This window comes from Stenotrophomonas sp. YJH_SMC_40 (assembly GCF_059368615.1).
On sequence record NZ_JCAFRX010000001.1, the window covers coordinates 224,962 to 242,332 of the forward strand.

The following is a 17,371-nucleotide window of genomic DNA, read 5'->3' on the forward strand; positions in this document are numbered from 1 at the left end:
CATTCACGCGTCGCCGGCCGCATCCCCGTTGTAACGAGCCTGCCGAGTATTGCTCCATGACCGAATTCGTCGTCGCCATTCCGGCCCGCTATGCCGCCTCGCGGCTGCCGGGCAAGCCGCTGCGCCTGCTGGGCGGTGAGCCGCTGGTGCTGCACGTGGCGCGCCGCGCGCTGCAGGCCGGCGCTGGCGAGGTCTGGGTCGCTACCGACGATCAACGCATCGCCGACGCGCTGTCCGGGCTGGCCGAGGTGAAGGTGGCCATGACCGCCACCTCGCATGCCTCCGGTACCGACCGCCTGGCCGAGTGCGCGCGCATCGCCGGCTGGGCCGACGACACCGTAGTGGTCAACCTGCAGGGTGATGAACCGTTCGCGCCGGCTGCGGGAATCCGTGCGGTGGCCCAGGCGCTGGTTGAAGGCAATGCGCCGATGTCGACCCTGGCGACCGCCGTGGAGGATGCAGAAACCCTGTTCGATCCGAACGTGGTCAAGCTGGTGCGCAACGTGCGCGACGAGGCGATGTACTTCAGCCGCGCGCCGATTGCCTGGCACCGAGATGGTTTCGCGCGCAGCCGCGACACGCTGCCGGAAGGGCATGCCTGGCTGCGCCACATCGGCATCTATGGCTACCGCGCCGGTTTCCTGCAGCAGTTCGCGGCGATGCTCCCGGGCCAGCTGGAGCGGGTCGAATCGCTTGAGCAGCTGCGCGTGCTCGAGGCCGGCTACCCGATCAGCGTGGCGATCTCGCCTGAACCATTCCCGGCGGGCATCGACACGCCCGAGGACCTGGAGCGCGCCGAAGCACTGCTGCAGACGTTGGCTGCCCGATGAAGCTGCTGGTCGTCTGCCTCGGCAACATCTGCCGTTCGCCGATGGCCGAAGGCGCGCTCCGCGCCCGCCTGGACGCTTCGCCACTGGCGGGGCGCGTGCAGGTGGATTCGGCCGGCACCGGTGACTGGCATGTGGGCGAGCCGCCGGACCGGCGTGCGATCGCCTGCGCGGCCGGGCACGGCGTGGACATCGGCGGCCTGCGTGCGCGCCAGCTGCACGCCGCTGATTTCGACCGCTTCGATTGGATCCTGTGCGCCGACGAGGCGAACCTGCGGGACGCGGGACGCTTGGTGGCACCCGCCCACCGTGAGCGGCTGGCGCTGTACCTGCCCTGGTCGGGCGGGGAGGGGCAGGCGGCCATCCCGGATCCCTACACCGGCGGCAGCGATCACTTCGAACAGGTCTGGACGCTGGTCGACAATGCTGCAAAACGTGCAGTGGCACGACTGTTGCATGACGCCGACTCCGGCATAATCGGGCCATGAACGTCCAGCCCGTCCCGGACCTGCCCGAGTTCGCCACCTGGCTCAATGCCGCCCCCTGTACCCTGACCGAACTGCGCGGTCGGCCGGTGGCCCTGTTGTTCGTCAACGCCGCTTCTGCCTGGAGCGCGCAGCGCCTGGCCGAATTCAGTCAATGGCTGTCGCGTCACCCTGGCATGCTGCAGCCGCTGGTCCTGCAGGTACCCCGCTTCGATTTCGAGCGTGACGCCGGCGCCGCACTCAAACTGCTGCGCCGCCAGGGGCTGTCAATGCCGGTCCTGCTCGATGCCGACTGGGATGGCTGGCGTCGCTTCGGCATCACATCGTGGCCGACCGTGGTGCTGTTGGACGCGCAGGGTCGCGAGCAGCAACGGCTGGTCGGGCTGGGGGCTCCGGGAGAGCTTGAGCGTGCGTTGAATGCGCTGTGCCACGGTGCGCCGTCGGCACCGCCGCGCGGCGGTACCGAGCTGCATCCGGAGCCGCGGCAGGCCCTGCGTTTTCCGCTGGGCCTGGCGGTCAGCACCGAACGCCTGTACATCGCCGACAGTGGCCATCACCGCATCCTCGAATGCAGCCACGGCGGCCGCATCCTGCGCCAGTTCGGGCTGGGGACGGCCGATTTCATGGATGGCAACCTCGCCGAAGCGGCGTTCCATCGCCCACAGGCGCTGGTGCTGGAGCGCGACGCGCTGTACGTGGCCGACACCGGCAACCATGCCGTGCGCCGCATCAACCTGCTGACCGGCATCGTCGACACGCTGTGCGGCAATGGCCGCCCCGGTGCGCCGGTGGAGGGCCCGGTAGCACAGGCGCGGCAGGTCTCGCTGGACCACCCGGTCGGCCTCGCCATCGCCGATAACCAGCTGCACATCGCCATGGCCGGCGACAACCGCATCTGGAGCTACCACCTGGGTCAGCGCAGCCTGCAGTGGCGCGCCGGCAGCGGTGCCATCGACGAGCGTGACGGCAGCGGCCACCTGGCTGCCTTTGCCCAACCGACTGCGCTGGCCGTGGTGCAGCAGGTGCTGTACGTGGCCGATGCGCTGGGCTCCTCGATCCGTGCACTGCAGCTGCGCGGGGATCTGGTGCAGACGCTGGTCGGGCAGGGCCCCTGGCGTTTCGGTGACGAAGATGGCCCGCGCGCGCAGGCCAGCCTGCAGTTCCCACAGGCGATCGCGCTGAGTCCGGATGCGCCGCTGCTGTGGATTGCCGATACTGGCAATGGTCGCCTGCGCACGCTGCGGCTGGGCGGTGGCGAACTGACCACCCAGCCGCTGCCGCGCCGCCTGCACGGCCCGGCCGGGTTGGCCGTGGGTGCCGGTGCGGTGTGGATCGCCGAGACCGATGCCCACGCCGTGCTGCGATTCGACCCCGAAAGCGGCGTGCTCAGCGAAGTGCCGATCAGCGAATGACCGACGTTCCCGCCCCGGCCTTCGACGGCAAGGCCTTCGCGGCCCAGCTCAGTACCGCCCCCGGTGTGTACCGCATGTACGCGGCCGACGACACCCTGCTGTATGTCGGCAAGGCACGTGCGCTGCGTAACCGAGTCGGCAGCTATTTCAACGGCAGCCCGAAGAATGCGCGGATCATGTCGATGATCTCGCAGATCGTGCGCATGGACGTGACGGTGACGCGCTCGGAAGCCGAGGCGCTGCTGCTGGAGAACCAGCTGATCAAGTCGCTGTCGCCGCGTTACAACGTCTCGCTGCGCGACGACAAGACCTATCCGCATGTGCTGCTGACCCGCGAGGACTGGCCGCGCATCGCGCTGCATCGCGGCCCGCGCGCCATTCCCGGCCGCTATTTCGGGCCGTATCCCGGCGTCACTGCGGTGCGCGAAACGCTGAACCTGATGCACAAGCTGTTCAAGCTGCGCAGCTGCGAGGACAGCGTGTTCCGCAACCGTTCGCGACCGTGCCTGCAGTACCAGATCGGGCGTTGCAGCGCGCCCTGCGTGGAGCTGGTGGCGCCTGCCGAGTACGCCGAATCGGTGCGTCGCGCCGCGCTGTTCCTGGAAGGCAAGAGCGACGAACTGACCCGCGAGCTGGGCGAGCAGATGCAGGCCGCCAGCGAGGCACTGGAATTCGAGCAGGCCGCGCGCCTGCGTGACCTGATTTCCTCGCTGCGCAGCATGCAGACCCGCCAGTACGTGGATGGCCGTGCTGCCGATCTGGATGTGCTGTCGGTGGCCATGCAGGGCTCGCAGGCCTGCGTGCTGCTGCTGGCCTTCCGTGATGGCCGCAATCTCGGCACCCGCCCATTCTTCCCTCGCACCAATGGCGAGGAGAGCCCGGAGGAAGTGCTGGCCGCGTTCGTCTCGCAGTACTACATCGAATTCGAGCCGCCGCGCGAGATCCTGCTGGACCGCGAGATTCCCGACGCCGACCTGCTGGTTGCCGCGCTGTCGGCCTCGGCCGAGCGCAAGGTGCAGCTGAAGTGGAACGTGCGCGGCGAGCGTGCCGGCTACGTGGAACTGGCCAGCCGCAACGCGCAGCTGACCCTGGCCACTGAACTCAACAGCCGCAACGCGCAGCACGCGCGCAGTGATGCACTGCGCGACATGCTGGGCCTGGCCGAGCCGGTCAAGCGTGTCGAGTGTTTCGACATCAGCCACACCCTGGGCGAGGCCACCGTGGCCTCATGCGTGGTGTTCGACGCCGCCGGTCCGGTGCGCGCGCAGTACCGCCGTTTCAACATCAGCGGCATCGAGCCGGGCGACGACTATGCCGCCATGCGCCAGGCCATCGACCGCCGTTTCCGCCGCGCGGTGGAAGAGCAGGGCGTGCTGCCGGATGTGCTGCTGATCGACGGCGGCGCCGGCCAGCTGGCACAGGCGCAGGCCGCACTGGCCGACCTGGGCGTGGAGGGCGTACTGCTGGTGGGCGTGGCCAAGGGCGTGGAGCGCCGCGCCGGCCACGAGGCGCTGGTGATGCCCGACGGCCGCGAGCTGCGCCCGGGCGCGGCCAACCCGGCGCTGCAGTTCATCCAGCAGGTGCGCGACGAGGCGCACCGTTTCGCCATCACCGGCCATCGCGGCCGCCGGCAGAAGGCGCGGATGACCAGCAAGCTGGAGGACATCCCCGGTATCGGGCCGCGCCGCCGCGCCAGCCTGCTCAAGCATTTCGGCGGCCTGGTGGGCCTGAAAGCCGCTGGCGAAGCGGAAATCGCCAAGGTGGAAGGCATCAATGACGCCCTCGCGGCACGTATCTACGCTAACCTGCACGGGTTGGCCACGCCTGATGCGGCCGAGTAGAGAGAGAAGCACGCAAGCATGAAGTTGACCCTGCCCACCTGGCTGACGTTGTTGCGGATCGTGATGATCCCGGTGCTGGTGCTGGTGTTCTACCTGCCCTACACCTGGACCAACTTCGCTTCGGCGGCGATCTTCGGCCTGGCCGCGATCACCGACTGGCTCGATGGCTGGATCGCACGCCGTTACCAGCTGGAGTCGGCCTTCGGCGCCTTCCTCGACCCGGTCGCGGACAAGCTGATGGTGGCAGTGGCACTGTTCCTGATCGTGCAGGGCCATCCGACGCCGTGGATGGCGTTCTGGGCGGCGGTCATCGTCGGCCGTGAGATCGCGGTATCGGCGCTGCGCGAATGGATGGCCGAGCTGGGCCAGCGTGCGAAGGTGCGCGTGGCGATGATCGGCAAGGTCAAGACCACCGCGCAGATGGTCGCGCTGCTGTGCCTGCTGTACTCGGTGGCCCCGAACGTGCCGGTGGAAGACATCTGGATGGGCTGGCCGGTGTTCCATATCGGCGACTGGACCCTGGCCATTGCCGCGGTGCTGACCCTGTGGTCGGGCCTGCAGTACCTGCACGCCGCCTGGCCGAGCCTGCGCGATGACGAGCGCGCCGCGCGTGAGCGTGCGCGGCAGAAGAAGCTGGGCAACTGAGCGCCGGGGTCGGATCCCTTTCCGCAGGAAAGGGCGCTGACCCCACGGCCGCCGCCATTCACGCATGGCCTGGATCTACTGGGGTATGCCGTCTTCGACGTGCACATGGTCCATTGATGCGGATGTAAATCCGCCAATGAAATGCGCTTCGCGATGCTCTGGGCGCTTGGGTGCAAAGGCGCCTGATCGGAGCGCCCAGTCGTACGCCCCTTCATTCAACGGATAGCAGGTGAGCACACCCGTCAGCGCGTGTTTGGCTGCCCATGACAAGCCTGCCTCACGATTGCCGAAGACGCCCCCGGCGAAGCGCGCGCCTGCGCCGTGGAAGACCCAGATCTCAGTTGGTTTGGTGTTGATGTTCGAGCCTCGGCTGGATGTACACCGACATGGATACAACATGTCGGTCGCTTCGCGAAGCCCCCTGAAAAAACCGCTTGACGCCCTTTCCAGAATAGGTAGAATTTCGCCTCCCAAGCGGGAATAGCTCAGTTGGTAGAGCGCAACCTTGCCAAGGTTGAGGTCGCGAGTTCGAGTCTCGTTTCCCGCTCCAGATTCAAGAAAAACGCTCCCGCAAGGGGGCGTTTTTCGTTTGCGTGTTCCACGCTTCATCCTCACTTCACCGCCACTCCTTCGCCTCACCACGCGGCAGTTCGAAGCTGCATCTCCGACTCTCCACGGCGATGTCGCAATGTCCCAAACTCCTTCCGCCTACGACCACGAGGTGGTCATCGTCGGCGCCAGCTTCGCCGGTGCCGCCTGTGCACTGGCCGCTGCCCAATATGGCCTGCGCGTCTGCGTACTGGAACGCAAGGCCGACCCCGGTGAGCGCCTGCACACCACCGGCATCGTGGTGAAGGAAGCGATGGAGCAGACCTGGCTGGGGCGCATGCCCGAGCACCTCGTGCAGCGCGTTGCCAACGTGCGCCTGTATGCGCCGAACCTGCGCAGCGTGTTGCTGGCCGCGCCGGGCTATTACTTCCTCACAACCGATACGCCGAACGTGATGCGTTGGCTGGCCAGCGAACTGCGCGCGAACGGTGTCGACCTGCGCCTGCAGCAGTCCTTCACCGACGCTCGTCGCTGTGGTGACGGCTGGCAGGTGGAAGGGGCAGGGCGCTGCGCCTATCTGGTCGGCGCCGACGGCGCACGCTCACGCGTGGCACAACGCACCGGGCTTGGCCAGGTGCGCGACACCCTCTACGGCGTCGAGCGTGAGTTCGCCGGCCTGCAGGTGTCGCAGGGCGACGCGCTGCATTGCTTCGTCAGCAAGCACTACGCACCGGGCTACATCGGCTGGGTCGCGCAGAATCCGACCGGGCTGCAGGTGGGATTGGCGCTGCGTCATGACCCGCAACAGGCACGGCCGCCGGATATCGATGGCTTCCTCGACCACGTGCGCGATGTGGTCGGCATTCCGCCTTCGGCGCGTCCCTCGGCCACCCGCGCCGGCTTGGTCCCGTGCGGCCGGCCGGATGGGCCGTTCACCGGCCAACGCGTGATCCTGACCGGCGACGCGGCAGGCATCGTCTCGCCGCTGTCCGCCGGGGGCATCCACTCCTCGTGGCGGCACGGCTGGGCGGTCGGCGAGGCGATTGCCCGCCATCTGCGTGGGCAAGGGCCGGAAGCGGAACGGGTGGCGCGGCGGGTGGCGCCGGCATTCCATGGCAAGCGCCTGCTGCGCTGGGCGATGGACCATCTGCAGGCGGACTGGCCGCTCAATGCACTGCTGCACACGGCGGCCACGCGGCGCATCGCCGAGCAGGTCTACTTCCACCGCCGTGGCCTGCGAACCTGAGGTATCGGTCCTGGGGGCCTGAACGCCTCCCCGCAATGCAGGCGAAAATTCCTGTTGACGCCGTGCAGCAATATCGACACAATAGCGCTCCTTCGACGCAGGTCGAACGAAATCTGCGGGAATAGCTCAGTTGGTAGAGCGCAACCTTGCCAAGGTTGAGGTCGCGAGTTCGAGTCTCGTTTCCCGCTCCACTTCAACTTTCCATGGTGTTCCAGGGACGTCCATGGAGTGTTGCAAGTCATTGTCACGGTTCGATTTTTTAAGAATCTTCGATCCAGTGACGTCCAGCGAAATCCACTGACAGCCGGTCAAAACCGGTACATTAGGTGGTACATCGCAATGCGGAGCTTCCCAGTTCCGCATTGTTGCTGGGGGAGCCGGGGCCCGATGGGAAACATGGCACTCAACTCGCTTTCAAGGAGTTGGGATCATGCTTTCGGACCTCACGGTTCGCCAGGCCAAGGCGACCGGCAAACCGTACACCCTGGCCGACACAGACGGCCTTTCCCTCTTTGTTTCAGCCACCGGTGCAAAGGCGTGGCACTTCCGCTTCTCGTGGGGCGGCAAGCGCGACCGCATGTCCTTCGGCACGTATCCAGCGCTCTCGCTGAAGGACGCCCGTGCGCTTCGCGATGAAGCCCGCTCGCTGCTCGCCAAGGGCGTCAATCCGCACAGCGAACGCAAGCGCAGGCGGCACGCGATCGTCCTGGCCGGCGAGCACACCTTCATGGCCGTCTACGAGCAATGGCTGGCCCATCGCCGGCTCTCGCTGGAGGAAGGACGGCAGACCAGCCTTGAACAGATCGGGCGCGTCTTCAAGAAAGACGTGTTCCCCTCGCTGCGGCACCTGACCATCTACGAGATCACCCGCGCACACCTGCTGGACATCATCGGCAAGGTGGAAAAGCGCGGCTCGCTGTCGGTGGCCGAGAAGCTGAGGACCTGGTTCACCCAGTTGTTCACCTACGCCACGGTGGCGATTCCCAACATGGGCGATAACCCGTCCAGGGACCTGGAAGTGGTCGCGCTGCCATTGCCGCCGGTCGAACACAACCCGTTCCTGCGCATGCACGAGCTGCCAGTCATGCTGCAGACACTGCGCAAGTACCGCGGGCGCCTGAACACGCAGTTGGGCTTGCGGCTGTTGATGCTCACCGGTGTGCGTACCGGCGAGCTTCGCTTCGCCACGCCCGATCAGTTCGACCTCGACCGGGGCCTGTGGATCATCCCGGTGGCCAGGCTCAAGCAGCGCAAGCTGCTCACCAGGAAGAAGCGCAAGCGTCTCATCGACATCCCGCCCTACATCGTGCCGCTGTCGGTGCAGGCGCAGGAGATCGTTCGCCACCTGCTCGACAACTTCAAGCCGGCCCAGGTCTACCTGATCCCGGGCGACTGGTGCCTCAAGCATCCCGTCAGCGAGAACACGTTTAACGGGGCGCTCAAGCGCATGGGCTACGAGGACCAGCTGACCGGCCACGGCATCCGTGCCACGATCTCGACGGCGCTGAACGAACTCGGGTACCCGAAGAAATGGGTGGACGCCCAGCTCTCGCATGCCGACCCGGACAGGATCAGCGCGACCTACAACCATGCCGAATACGTCGAGCAGCGCCGCGTCATGATGCAGGACTGGGCCGATCGCCTGGACCTGTTCGAGCAGAACCAGGTCGAGGTTGCCAGCCGGCATCTGACCATCACGCTCCAGGGCCTGCCGACCATCGCCGGCCAGGCGGCCGCGCAGCCGCCGGTGGTCGACCTCTCCGCGCCGCAACTGATCGTGACCGCGCCGGCGCCCGGCCAACCCGAAGCGCCGGCATCGGTGCAGCGGTTGTCGGCCGTGCGCATGCCCGAGTACGCACGGCCGCGCCTGTCGGAGGTGCAGCGCGAACGCCAGCAAGTGCTGGAGACCTTCGAGGCGCCGCACAACCTCTCAGTGGCGGACTACGCCAGGCTCGCGGGCAAGTCGCGCCGCTGGATCACCTACGAGATCCAGGCCGGCAACCTGCTGTCGATCCACATGGGGCATCGCGGGCAGCGCGTGCCGGACTGGCAGCTCGATCCGCTCAAGCGCAGGCTGGTCCAGTCCGTGCTGAAGCAACTGCCACCGGGCATCGACACCTGGGACATCTACCACGCACTCCTGCGCTCGTACGAGGCGCTCGGGACACGGCCGGCCATCGAAGCCGTCAACCCAACGAACCTGCACCTTGCCGCGCGGCTGGTGGCCGCACAGTGCACGCAGGCAAGCGAGCCGGTCGTGACGACCGAGTTCCCTGAGCCGGTCCGGCAAAGCGTGCAGCGGCTGGTGCGCGAAGCCGTCGCTGCCGATGCCGCCGAAGCGACGCCCGGAGATTGATCAAGCCAGGGTCGCGCCGAAGTTCGGTCAGGCGCTTGCCTGGAGCGCTTGGAAAAACGGCTCCAGGTGGGTGCTGTCCGTACTTCGACGGCTCAGGAAGTACGTGGTGAGCGTCAGCGCGCCCTCTTGCAAGGGACGCTGGACAACGCCAAGGGAACGATGACCCTCGATGCGGGCGGCGGGTGCGAGGCAGACGCCGTAGCCGGCGGCCACCAAGGTCATCATCAACCCGAACGATGTGGCCGTCGTGACGGCCGAGGGAACGACGCCGGCCGCCGTCAGCAATGAGTCGATCTGCTCGCAGTAGCCGACGCAGTCGCGGCCATCCAGGGCGATCCAAGGGTGGTCGGCGGCCTGCTCCAGGGACACTGACGCAAAGGCCAGCAAGGGGTGATGGGCCGACACGGCCAATGCCAGCGCGTCGCGCCAGACGGGGCGGACATCGATGCCTTCAGGTGCTGCGGGCGACTGGCAGAGGCCTGCCTCGAAGGCCCCCGTGAGCAGTCCTCGATGCAGATCCTCCAGGCGTTCTTCATGAAGGCGAATGGGGTGGTTCGGATGGCGCCGGCGATGTTCCGCCATCGGCACCGACAACCGGGGATAGGCCAGGCAGTCCGACAGGGCAATGTTCAAGGGATCGGGAGCGATCATCGTGTCACCTGCACAACGCCGACACTGGAAAAAACCGGGCGCGACCGGTCGATGAGATAAGTTTAACGTGGTTTAGATTCGCTTTGCGCGTGACGCTTCTGTTGATGCAGAAGCGATCGGTGCAACGCGGGAGACCCGCAGGGACAAGAACCTATGAAAGCGAGCCAGCGCGCGCTTTCGGCGTTGCCGTGCGCGAGGCCCGGTCCGCGCAGGGGCTGGCGCAGGAGGTGCTCGCGGAACAGGCGGGCATCGCCCGGTCGCACATGGGCAAGATCGAGCGCGGCGAGCACATGCCCACGCTGGTGTTGATCCTGCGGATCGCGAAGGGGCTGGGGTGCTCGGCCGCGACGCTGATGGCCGCGACCGAGGCGCAACTGTCCGAGGAAGAGAGCGGCACCGAATAGCCATGCCGTCATGGCGGTGAGGTGTCAACAACGTTCTTGTACGTCAAGGCTGTGACTTGTCAGGTGTTCATTGCCACCTCGCATTTGACACTCGGCCTTTTTCGTAACATCATTTGTTTCATGAAAAGAGACAGCCGCCTCTCGTCTGTCCTGCATGCGCTGCTGCACATGGCCGAGCAGGATGGACCCGTTACCTCGGAAACCTTGGCGCTGTGCCTGGGAACCAACCCGGTCGTCGTTCGACGCACGATGGGATACCTGCGGCAAGCGGGAATCGTCACCTCCGAACGAGGCCACGCAGGAGGATGGCGTATCCACGCCGACCTTGGCAGCGTCACCCTGCGTCAGTTGCACGAAGCCCTGGGAGAGCCGGCGACGTTTGCCATCGGCAACCGCAACGAGACACCGGGGTGTCTGGTCGAGCAGACGGTCAATGCGGCACTCGAAGGCACGTTTGCCGAAGCCGAGGCGCTGCTGCTCACGCGGTTTTCGGAAATCACCCTTGCCGATCTGGCCTCTGACTTCGCACGCCGGCATGCGGCCTTGCGACACTCAAGGAATAAATCATGAATCACGACGTGATCGTCGTCGGCGGAAGCTACTCAGGCATGGCCGCGACCCTGCAACTGGTGCGCGCACGCAGGTCAGTGCTGGTGATCGATGCGGGCCAGCGGCGCAACCGCTTCGCCAGCCATTCACACGGATTTCTCGGCCAGGATGGTGTGCCGCCAGGTGAAATCGCTGCAAACGCACGCCGCCAGCTCGAGGCCTATCCAACGCTGACCTGGCTTGAAGGTCGGGTGGAAGCGGTCGCCGGGCAGACGGATGAATTCACCGTCACGACGGCCGATGGCGAGTCGCACCTGGGGCGACGCATTCTGTTGGCGACGGGGGTGACCGACCAGCTTCCAGCCATCGACGGACTCGCCCAACGCTGGGGGAAGACGGTTTTTCACTGCCCGTACTGCCATGGCTATGAACTTGGACAGGGACGCATCGGCATCGTCGGTGCCAGCCCGATGTCCATCCATCAGGCTGAGCTGCTGACGGATTGGGGGGATGTCACCTTGCTCGTCAACGGTGCACTGGAACTCAGTCAGGAGACCAGATCCAATTTGGAACGCCGAGGTGTGGTCATCGAAGAGGCTCGCATCGACAAGATCGAGGGACATGCCGACGTGACGATGGTGGATGGGAGGCGACTGAGCTTTGCGGGCCTGTTTGTTGCAACGCGAACCGCCCCCTCCAGCCCTTTGGCCGAGACAATCGGTTGTGCACTGGAAGAAACGCCCATGGGCATCCAGATCCGCACGGATGCCGAGAGCAAGACCTCGGTGCCTGGGGTCTTTGCCTGCGGCGACGCGGCACGGTTTCCTCATTCGGTGTCGCTGGCCGTGGGCAACGGGGCCATGACGGGATTTCACATTCACCGATCACTGCTTTGGCCCGAGACGATCGAGCCAGCGCAAGCGGAAAGCCGCGCTCTATGACGTCGTTCTCCGACCCGGCGGCTGTATCGGGCTATGCGGAAAGAACCGCGAGGATCGTGCCGGGCCTGTGCGACCTGCACCGGATGGCGGGCGTGCTGCTGGCCGAACGCGCACCGGCCGACGCGCGCATCCTGGTGCTCGGCGCCGGCGGCGGGCTGGAACTGAAGGCCCTCGCTGAAATGCAGCCCGGCTGGCAGTTCGACGGCGTCGATCCTTCCGCAGAGATGCTCGAACTCGCCCGCACGATCCTGGGCCCGATGGCGCCTCACGTGCGCTTGCACGAGGGCTATATCGACAGCGCCCCCAAGGGGCCCTTCGATGGCGCGACCTGCCTGCTGACATTGCATTTCCTGCCGCCAGCCGAGCGCCTGAAGACGCTGCAGCAGATGCACCTGCGACTCAAGCCCGGTGCGCCCCTTGTCGTCGCGCATCACAGCTTTCCCGGCGAAGATCCCGGTCGGGACAGATGGCTCTCGCGCAATGCGGCGTTCGCGGCTACTTCCGGCGTACCCGTGCGTCAAGCCGAAGGCAGCATCGCGGCGATCAAGGAACGGCTGCCCGTGCTTTCGCCCGTGCAGGATGTCGATCTGCTCCGCGAGGCTGGATTCACGGACATCGACCTTTTCTATTGCGCGTTCACCTTCAAGGGTTGGGTCGCCCATCGAGCATGAGGGGTATCGACGATGCAAGACATAGGGTCGGCAGGTGCGCTGCCCGTGTGTGGCGAGGAGACTCCTAGCCGCGCGCCAGGGACAGGTAGGGGTTGTCCGGCGGGACTTCCGCGAACAATGCCGAAGGCGCCGCCAACAGATAGCCGTGCAACCGCCGCGACTTGCGCGGTCCTGTGACATCGCAGGTCCAGATGTTCAGGCCGCTGTCCTGTTTGCGGTGCAGCCCCAGCTTCTCGAAGCGCTTTTGCACCCATTGCCAGTCGTGCAGATCGTCCTGTCGGGCCAGCGCCTGGATCTCCGGATGTTCCTGCACGTAGCGCTGGAAGACGCCGGGGCTGACCAGGTACGCCGTGCCATCGACGGTATGCACCAGTGCCTTCGCATCGTTGATGATGAGCTTGCGCGACTCGATGCCTTGCCTGAGCCAGGCGATGAAGGCTTCCCCGGACGGCGTGGCCTTCGCGGGAGCCGGCATCGTGGCAGGACCGGTCAGCGCCGAATGGGTCACTGTCACAGTTGCTCCGGCGGATGGTGACGGCGGTTCCGCGCTGGCGGACGATGCACCGGCGGTGGCTGCGTCGGACGCATCGAGCATCGACAGCAGATCGGAGACCGGGTCCGCGAGCCCGGCCGGGGAATCCGCCACCCCAGGGGGCGGTGAGGTGGCCGGGATGCCGTCGGAGTCCGGCGCTGCCTCATCGCCAGGGAGGGGCTCTTCCGTCGTGACCGTGCCGGCGAACGGTGCGGGACGCTCGCCCGACTCCCAGATCAAGGCCGGCGACAGGCGCAGGAAGGTAAAGCTGTGCGACCAGCCGGTGCCGCTCGTGACGGTCGCCCGCCAGATCGCCTTCCCATCCGGGGCGGGCTGCACGATGCCATGGTCCTGGAGCACCGAGAAGACGGCGGTGTTGTTCGATGGGATGCCTTCGATGCCCTGCGACAGGAGATGCGCGCGCAGTTTGTCGCTGACCGTCTTGCTGACGAGCCAGAGTGCGTCCTGGGTCAGCCATCCATCCGACGGGCCGCCGGGCTGGTTCAGCTTGAACTCCTCGTGCAGCAGGTAGCGTAGGCCATCCAGCAGCTTGCGCTGCAAAGCATGCTTCGGCGCCGCCATGGCCCTGGCCGGATCACCGCCGAGCGCCAGGGCCACCGATGCCTGGTCAGCCTTGACGACCAGTTCTCCCAGCGTACCGGCATGCTCGTACTGGCCCGCCAGGACGTAGAGCAGCGCCGACCATAGATCGTGGTAGTCGCTCAGCCAGTCGAGGATGCCGGCATCGAGCACACGGGTGTAGAGCAGCCCAGTGGCGGCGCCATGCAGCCGGTACTCGCGATCCGTCCGGTAACGAAAGCGGTACGGCTGCCGCAGCGGCCCGTGCCAGGGGTGCCAGACCAGGCCATCGGCCTGCTCGACGTGCAGGTCGACCGCGATCTTGCCAATGTCGTGCAGCAGCGCGGCGTAGGCGGTACCGGCGGTCCAGGCCTCGGCTTGCGCGGCCTGGGCCTCGGGCGAGGCGCCGGCCGGGAGCAAGTGGGACTGCCTCAGTTTGAGCGCGTAGGCCACGATCTCCAGGCCGTGGTCCAGCATGCCGCCCGGCCAGGCATGGTGATGCGCCTCCGAGGCCGGGAACTGCTGGACCAGCTCGGCGTAGCGCTCCAGTGGCGCCAGGTACAGCGAGCGGAACTGCCGACGCGACAGCGAGGTGCGCTGCCAGATGTGTTCCAGCAATCGCTGCCGGCGCGGCTCCGCCAGCAGCGATGTGGCCGACTGCGGCCGGGTCAACCCTTTGGCAGGCTCGACGGGAGGCGGCGCCGCGGCGTTGGCCAGCGGCACCCGTTTGCGCTGGAACAGCGAAAGCATGGCGACATCCTGGTGATGGGCTGGCCGGAGGAGCCTTTTGGCCTTTTCGGGTAGGGCCTTTCCCGTTGAGGCCATTCCCTTGCCCCTTCCCCAGCCCTTTGGCCTTCGACAAGCCCTTTGGTATAGGGGCAGTTGGCTTCGTGTGCCGCAATCAATGCGGAGCCCGTGCGCTCCAGGATCGGACGGAACAAGCACTGTGTTTTCACCGGATCAGGCAGTTTCAACCGGCGCTGAAAGCACGGCAGGCCCTGAAACCCCTGCGCCCGAAGGCATGCTTGTCGGGAATGAAGTAAGGAAGTAAGATTTCCTTTGAAACTTACGGAGGCCTCCCATGCTTGCCAAGCTCACTTCGAAAAATCAGATCACGCTGCCCAAGGCGGCCGTGTCCGGCGTGGATGCGGCGGAGTACTTCGACGTAACCGTCGAGGGCGGTCGGATCGTCCTGACCCCCGTGCGGGTCCAGAAGGCCCAGGCCGTGCGCGAGAAGCTGGAGCAACTCGGGATCACCGAGCAGGACGTCGAGGATGCCGTGGCCTGGGCACGGCGCTGATGCGCAGGGTCGTGCTCGACACCAACATCGTGCTGTCGGCGCTGATCTTCAATGCAGGACGCCTGGCCTGGATACGCCACGCCTGGCAGCAACAGCAGTTGCAGCCGCTGGTCTGCCGGGAGACGGCCAGCGAACTGCTGCGCGTCCTGGCCTATCCCAAGTTCAAGCTGTCGACCTTGGAACAGCAGGAGTTGCTGGCGGACTTTCTGCCCTACGCCGATGTGGTGGAACTGCCGATGCCATGGCCAGACCTGCCGGTCTGCCGCGACGAGAAGGATCAGGTGTTCCTGGTGCTCGCGCATGTCGGCAAGGCAGATGCGTTGATCACGGGCGATGCAGACATTCTCGCCATGCGAGAGGACTTTCCTGGCCTGATCATGACCGCCGAAGCATTCGCGGCGCGGCAGGCATGAAGGAGAACGGCACGGCCATGCCCAACGACCGTGGAACGACCATGAGGTAGCCAACCATGAAGCACACCGCACGCATGACCACCGCAGCGCGACTCGGCCGCTGGCTGGGCGGTGTATGGGGCGGTTGCCTGCGCGCGGAGCGTCGGGTGCATCAGTGGCTGATGGCGCAGGGACTGCCGGCAGGCGGTGCAAGGGTGCTGATCTGGGTGGTCAAGCTGGCGACCCTCGGGGTGTTGCTGTACGTCGCGGTCTGGGCGGCGCTGTTGCTGGTCGCTCTCGCTGTGGCAGCCAGGATGGCGGAGCAAGCGCCGCAAGGTGACGATGATTTCCTCGGACGCAAGGCCGAAGAGCTGGATCATCGCGAAAGCCTGTTCTACCACCCTGCGTCGTACAACGATGATCCTGACCCGCGGTTTGAAGACGACTGACTCGCGATGGCCCCTACCTTTTCTTGGCTGCACTGATCAGCATGCCCGAGCCTTTACTGCCTGCCTGTCCCGCATCGCGAGTGCCCGTACCCAGTCCTTGCAGAACATTACCGGCCCTGACCCCTGCCCAAACCAATGCCGTCATCCAGAACGCCGGCAAGATCAAGAACATCGTGGCCATCACGAAGTTCAGCAGCATGTCTCCGAAGGTGTTGTTGAGGCCCACCAGCGGATCGAAGTTCGTGTGCGGCCGGTTCCAGCCCCACCCCCAGCCGTAGAGCGCATCGAGGATCGTCGAGTCGATCCAGCGGGCGAGCTGAAACCAGAATTCGGTGAAGAACAGCGCGAACTGCACCACGCTCACCGTGACCACGGTCTTGAGGTCATAGGTGCCGATCAGCAGCACCAGCGGGATGCAGATGACCAGCGCCATCTTGAGCAGGGACAGCACCATCGGCAGCGCCTGCCGCACCACGTCCATCGCCGGGAAATAGCCCAGTGATCCGACGGTCAGCCCCACGTCGCTGGCAGCGCGGGTGACGATGTTGGGCAGCGTCATGTCGATCTGGCCACCGTAGTCCGTGTAGACCGCCCCCTGGTTGAGCTTCTGCTGGCGAGGGCTTGCGACGGCGCGGATCACCGAGTCGTTGACCTCGGCCTGGCTCAGGAAGCCCGCCCAGCCGGCCAGTCGCGTCAGCAGGTTGGGATCGACCTGGGCCAGCAGTCGTGCCCGCAGGCCGTGGCCGCCGTCGGACCACCACTGCCGGCAGGTCGGGTAGCCGCCCCCGCCGGGCACCTGGGCCAGGCCGGCGTCGCGCGTGGCGTCGAACGGCCAGGCATCGCGCGGTGTCCTGGAGCGGTAGCTGTCATAGAAGCCGGCAGTGCCGACGAAGTAGCTGGAGCCGATCCAGGTGACGTCGTGCATCTGCTCCTCGCTCAGGCTGGGCCGGGTCATGAACAGCTTGGCGCGGGCGGGGCCATAGCAGTCGCGGGTGAAGTCGCTGACCTCCTGGGCCAGCACCGGGTCGTCGATGCGGGTCGCGTCGATGTCCATGCGGATCTGCCGCAGGTCGGTGCCGCAGGGAATGGCCGCGACCGAGGCGCCGGTGATCGCGCGTGAGGTCGCGTGCATGGCGAACCACCACACCGGCACCTTGGCCGACTGGTTGTTGATCGTGCTGAACGATTGCGACCAGCCCGTATCGGTCGGCTCCGGGACATTCACTTGGCATTGGGTCGAACGCGAACGGTCGTACTTGATGGTGTTGAAATCGACATCGATGAAGGGGATGCCCGCGAACATGATCACCACGATGGCAACGAAGACGCGGTTCTCGATGCGAGCCGAGGACAGCACCCCCTTGTTGCCTTCGTCCGCGCCTTCCGCGCGGGCCTTCAGCCATTCCTGGATGACGATCGCCAGGAACGGGACGGCGAACATGCCGCTGGCGACCAGCACCGACCAGATGCCGTTGTGGACTACCCAGGACACTAGCGTCAGGTAGTACTCCAGATAGTCGGTGGTGTACAGCGTCATGATGA

General features: G+C 66.1%; 18 protein-coding genes and 2 tRNA genes. 16 read left to right on the forward strand and 4 right to left on the reverse strand.

Going from position 1 to position 17,371, the window contains the following annotated elements:
* The first annotated feature begins 56 nt into the window (after positions 1-56).
* From kdsB to pgsA, 5 genes are read left to right on the forward strand one after another with little or no spacing between them, the layout of a single operon-like run.
* Complete coding sequence (gene kdsB / locus AC5P6X_RS01035; RefSeq protein WP_049451354.1) at positions 57-830, forward strand: 3-deoxy-manno-octulosonate cytidylyltransferase; 774 nt, start codon at positions 57-59, stop codon at positions 828-830.
* Positions 827-1,315 carry a low molecular weight protein-tyrosine-phosphatase gene (locus AC5P6X_RS01040; RefSeq protein WP_108270460.1) on the forward strand — a complete coding sequence of 163 codons (489 nt, stop codon included), beginning with the start codon at positions 827-829 and terminating at the stop codon, positions 1,313-1,315. The genes kdsB and AC5P6X_RS01040 overlap by 4 nt, the downstream gene beginning before the upstream one ends.
* A complete protein-coding gene (locus AC5P6X_RS01045) occupies positions 1,312-2,724 on the forward strand; it encodes a hypothetical protein (RefSeq protein WP_005412824.1) in 1,413 nt (470 codons plus the stop codon). The genes AC5P6X_RS01040 and AC5P6X_RS01045 overlap by 4 nt, the downstream gene beginning before the upstream one ends.
* Positions 2,721-4,565 carry an excinuclease ABC subunit UvrC gene (gene uvrC / locus AC5P6X_RS01050; protein ID WP_164222323.1) on the forward strand — a complete coding sequence of 615 codons (1,845 nt, stop codon included), beginning with the start codon at positions 2,721-2,723 and terminating at the stop codon, positions 4,563-4,565. The genes AC5P6X_RS01045 and uvrC overlap by 4 nt, the downstream gene beginning before the upstream one ends.
* A gap of 18 nt (positions 4,566-4,583) precedes the next feature.
* Positions 4,584-5,210, forward strand: a complete 627-nt coding sequence (gene pgsA / locus AC5P6X_RS01055) for a CDP-diacylglycerol--glycerol-3-phosphate 3-phosphatidyltransferase (protein WP_012510614.1) — start codon at positions 4,584-4,586, stop codon at positions 5,208-5,210.
* A 75-nt stretch (positions 5,211-5,285) separates the two neighbouring features.
* Here pgsA and AC5P6X_RS01060 read toward each other — a convergent pair whose 3' ends face one another.
* Positions 5,286-5,609, reverse strand: coding sequence for a DUF7710 domain-containing protein (locus AC5P6X_RS01060; RefSeq protein ID WP_425524691.1), 324 nt, complete (start codon positions 5,607-5,609; stop codon positions 5,286-5,288).
* Positions 5,610-5,684: 75 nt separating this feature from the next.
* On the opposite strand from AC5P6X_RS01060, the gene AC5P6X_RS01065 reads away from it, so the two are divergent.
* From AC5P6X_RS01065 to AC5P6X_RS01080, 4 genes are all read left to right on the forward strand, one after another.
* A tRNA-Gly gene (locus tag AC5P6X_RS01065) sits at positions 5,685-5,760 on the forward strand.
* 138 nt (positions 5,761-5,898) lie between these two features.
* On the forward strand, positions 5,899-7,005 hold the full coding sequence (locus tag AC5P6X_RS01070) for an NAD(P)/FAD-dependent oxidoreductase (protein WP_108270459.1): 1,107 nt from the start codon (positions 5,899-5,901) through the stop codon (positions 7,003-7,005).
* Positions 7,006-7,120: 115 nt separating this feature from the next.
* Positions 7,121-7,196, forward strand: a tRNA-Gly gene (locus AC5P6X_RS01075).
* 239 nt (positions 7,197-7,435) lie between these two features.
* The gene (locus AC5P6X_RS01080; RefSeq protein WP_027350564.1) at positions 7,436-9,361 is read left to right on the forward strand and encodes a tyrosine-type recombinase/integrase; all 1,926 of its coding nucleotides are present in this window, start codon (positions 7,436-7,438) and stop codon (positions 9,359-9,361) included.
* A gap of 27 nt (positions 9,362-9,388) precedes the next feature.
* Here AC5P6X_RS01080 and AC5P6X_RS01085 read toward each other — a convergent pair whose 3' ends face one another.
* On the reverse strand, positions 9,389-10,012 hold the full coding sequence (locus AC5P6X_RS01085; protein ID WP_222821537.1) for a LysR family substrate-binding domain-containing protein: 624 nt from the start codon (positions 10,010-10,012) through the stop codon (positions 9,389-9,391).
* Positions 10,013-10,116: 104 nt separating this feature from the next.
* Between AC5P6X_RS01085 and AC5P6X_RS01090 the strand changes: the two genes are divergently transcribed.
* From AC5P6X_RS01090 to AC5P6X_RS01105, 4 genes are all read left to right on the forward strand, one after another.
* A complete protein-coding gene (locus AC5P6X_RS01090; RefSeq protein WP_027350562.1) occupies positions 10,117-10,416 on the forward strand; it encodes a helix-turn-helix domain-containing protein in 300 nt (99 codons plus the stop codon).
* 120 nt (positions 10,417-10,536) lie between these two features.
* Positions 10,537-10,986 (forward strand): Rrf2 family transcriptional regulator, encoded by a 450-nt coding sequence (locus tag AC5P6X_RS01095; protein WP_222821613.1) that lies wholly within the window; start codon positions 10,537-10,539, stop codon positions 10,984-10,986.
* The gene (locus tag AC5P6X_RS01100; protein WP_222821538.1) at positions 10,983-11,906 is read left to right on the forward strand and encodes an NAD(P)/FAD-dependent oxidoreductase; all 924 of its coding nucleotides are present in this window, start codon (positions 10,983-10,985) and stop codon (positions 11,904-11,906) included. Before AC5P6X_RS01095 ends, AC5P6X_RS01100 begins: the two co-directional genes overlap by 4 nt.
* Positions 11,903-12,577, forward strand: a complete 675-nt coding sequence (locus AC5P6X_RS01105; RefSeq protein ID WP_222821539.1) for a class I SAM-dependent methyltransferase — start codon at positions 11,903-11,905, stop codon at positions 12,575-12,577. Before AC5P6X_RS01100 ends, AC5P6X_RS01105 begins: the two co-directional genes overlap by 4 nt.
* A 64-nt stretch (positions 12,578-12,641) precedes the next feature.
* Here AC5P6X_RS01105 and mobH read toward each other — a convergent pair whose 3' ends face one another.
* On the reverse strand, positions 12,642-14,438 hold the full coding sequence (gene mobH / locus AC5P6X_RS01110) for a MobH family relaxase (protein ID WP_329756865.1): 1,797 nt from the start codon (positions 14,436-14,438) through the stop codon (positions 12,642-12,644).
* A 331-nt stretch (positions 14,439-14,769) separates the two neighbouring features.
* Here mobH and AC5P6X_RS01115 point away from each other — a divergent pair, with 331 nt between their 5' ends.
* The 3 genes from AC5P6X_RS01115 to AC5P6X_RS01125 are packed head-to-tail and all read left to right on the forward strand — an operon-like array spanning position 14,770 to position 15,829.
* A complete protein-coding gene (locus tag AC5P6X_RS01115) occupies positions 14,770-14,988 on the forward strand; it encodes an AbrB/MazE/SpoVT family DNA-binding domain-containing protein (RefSeq protein WP_006489017.1) in 219 nt (72 codons plus the stop codon).
* A gap of 11 nt (positions 14,989-14,999) precedes the next feature.
* Entirely contained in the window at positions 15,000-15,401 is a 402-nt protein-coding gene (locus AC5P6X_RS01120; RefSeq protein WP_280156695.1) for a putative toxin-antitoxin system toxin component, PIN family, read from the forward strand.
* A gap of 56 nt (positions 15,402-15,457) precedes the next feature.
* Complete coding sequence (locus AC5P6X_RS01125) at positions 15,458-15,829, forward strand: DUF3742 family protein (RefSeq protein WP_222821542.1); 372 nt, start codon at positions 15,458-15,460, stop codon at positions 15,827-15,829.
* A 13-nt stretch (positions 15,830-15,842) separates the two neighbouring features.
* Here AC5P6X_RS01125 and AC5P6X_RS01130 read toward each other — a convergent pair whose 3' ends face one another.
* Complete coding sequence (locus tag AC5P6X_RS01130) at positions 15,843-17,366, reverse strand: conjugal transfer protein TraG N-terminal domain-containing protein (RefSeq protein WP_222821543.1); 1,524 nt, start codon at positions 17,364-17,366, stop codon at positions 15,843-15,845.
* Positions 17,367-17,371 lie beyond the last annotated feature (5 nt).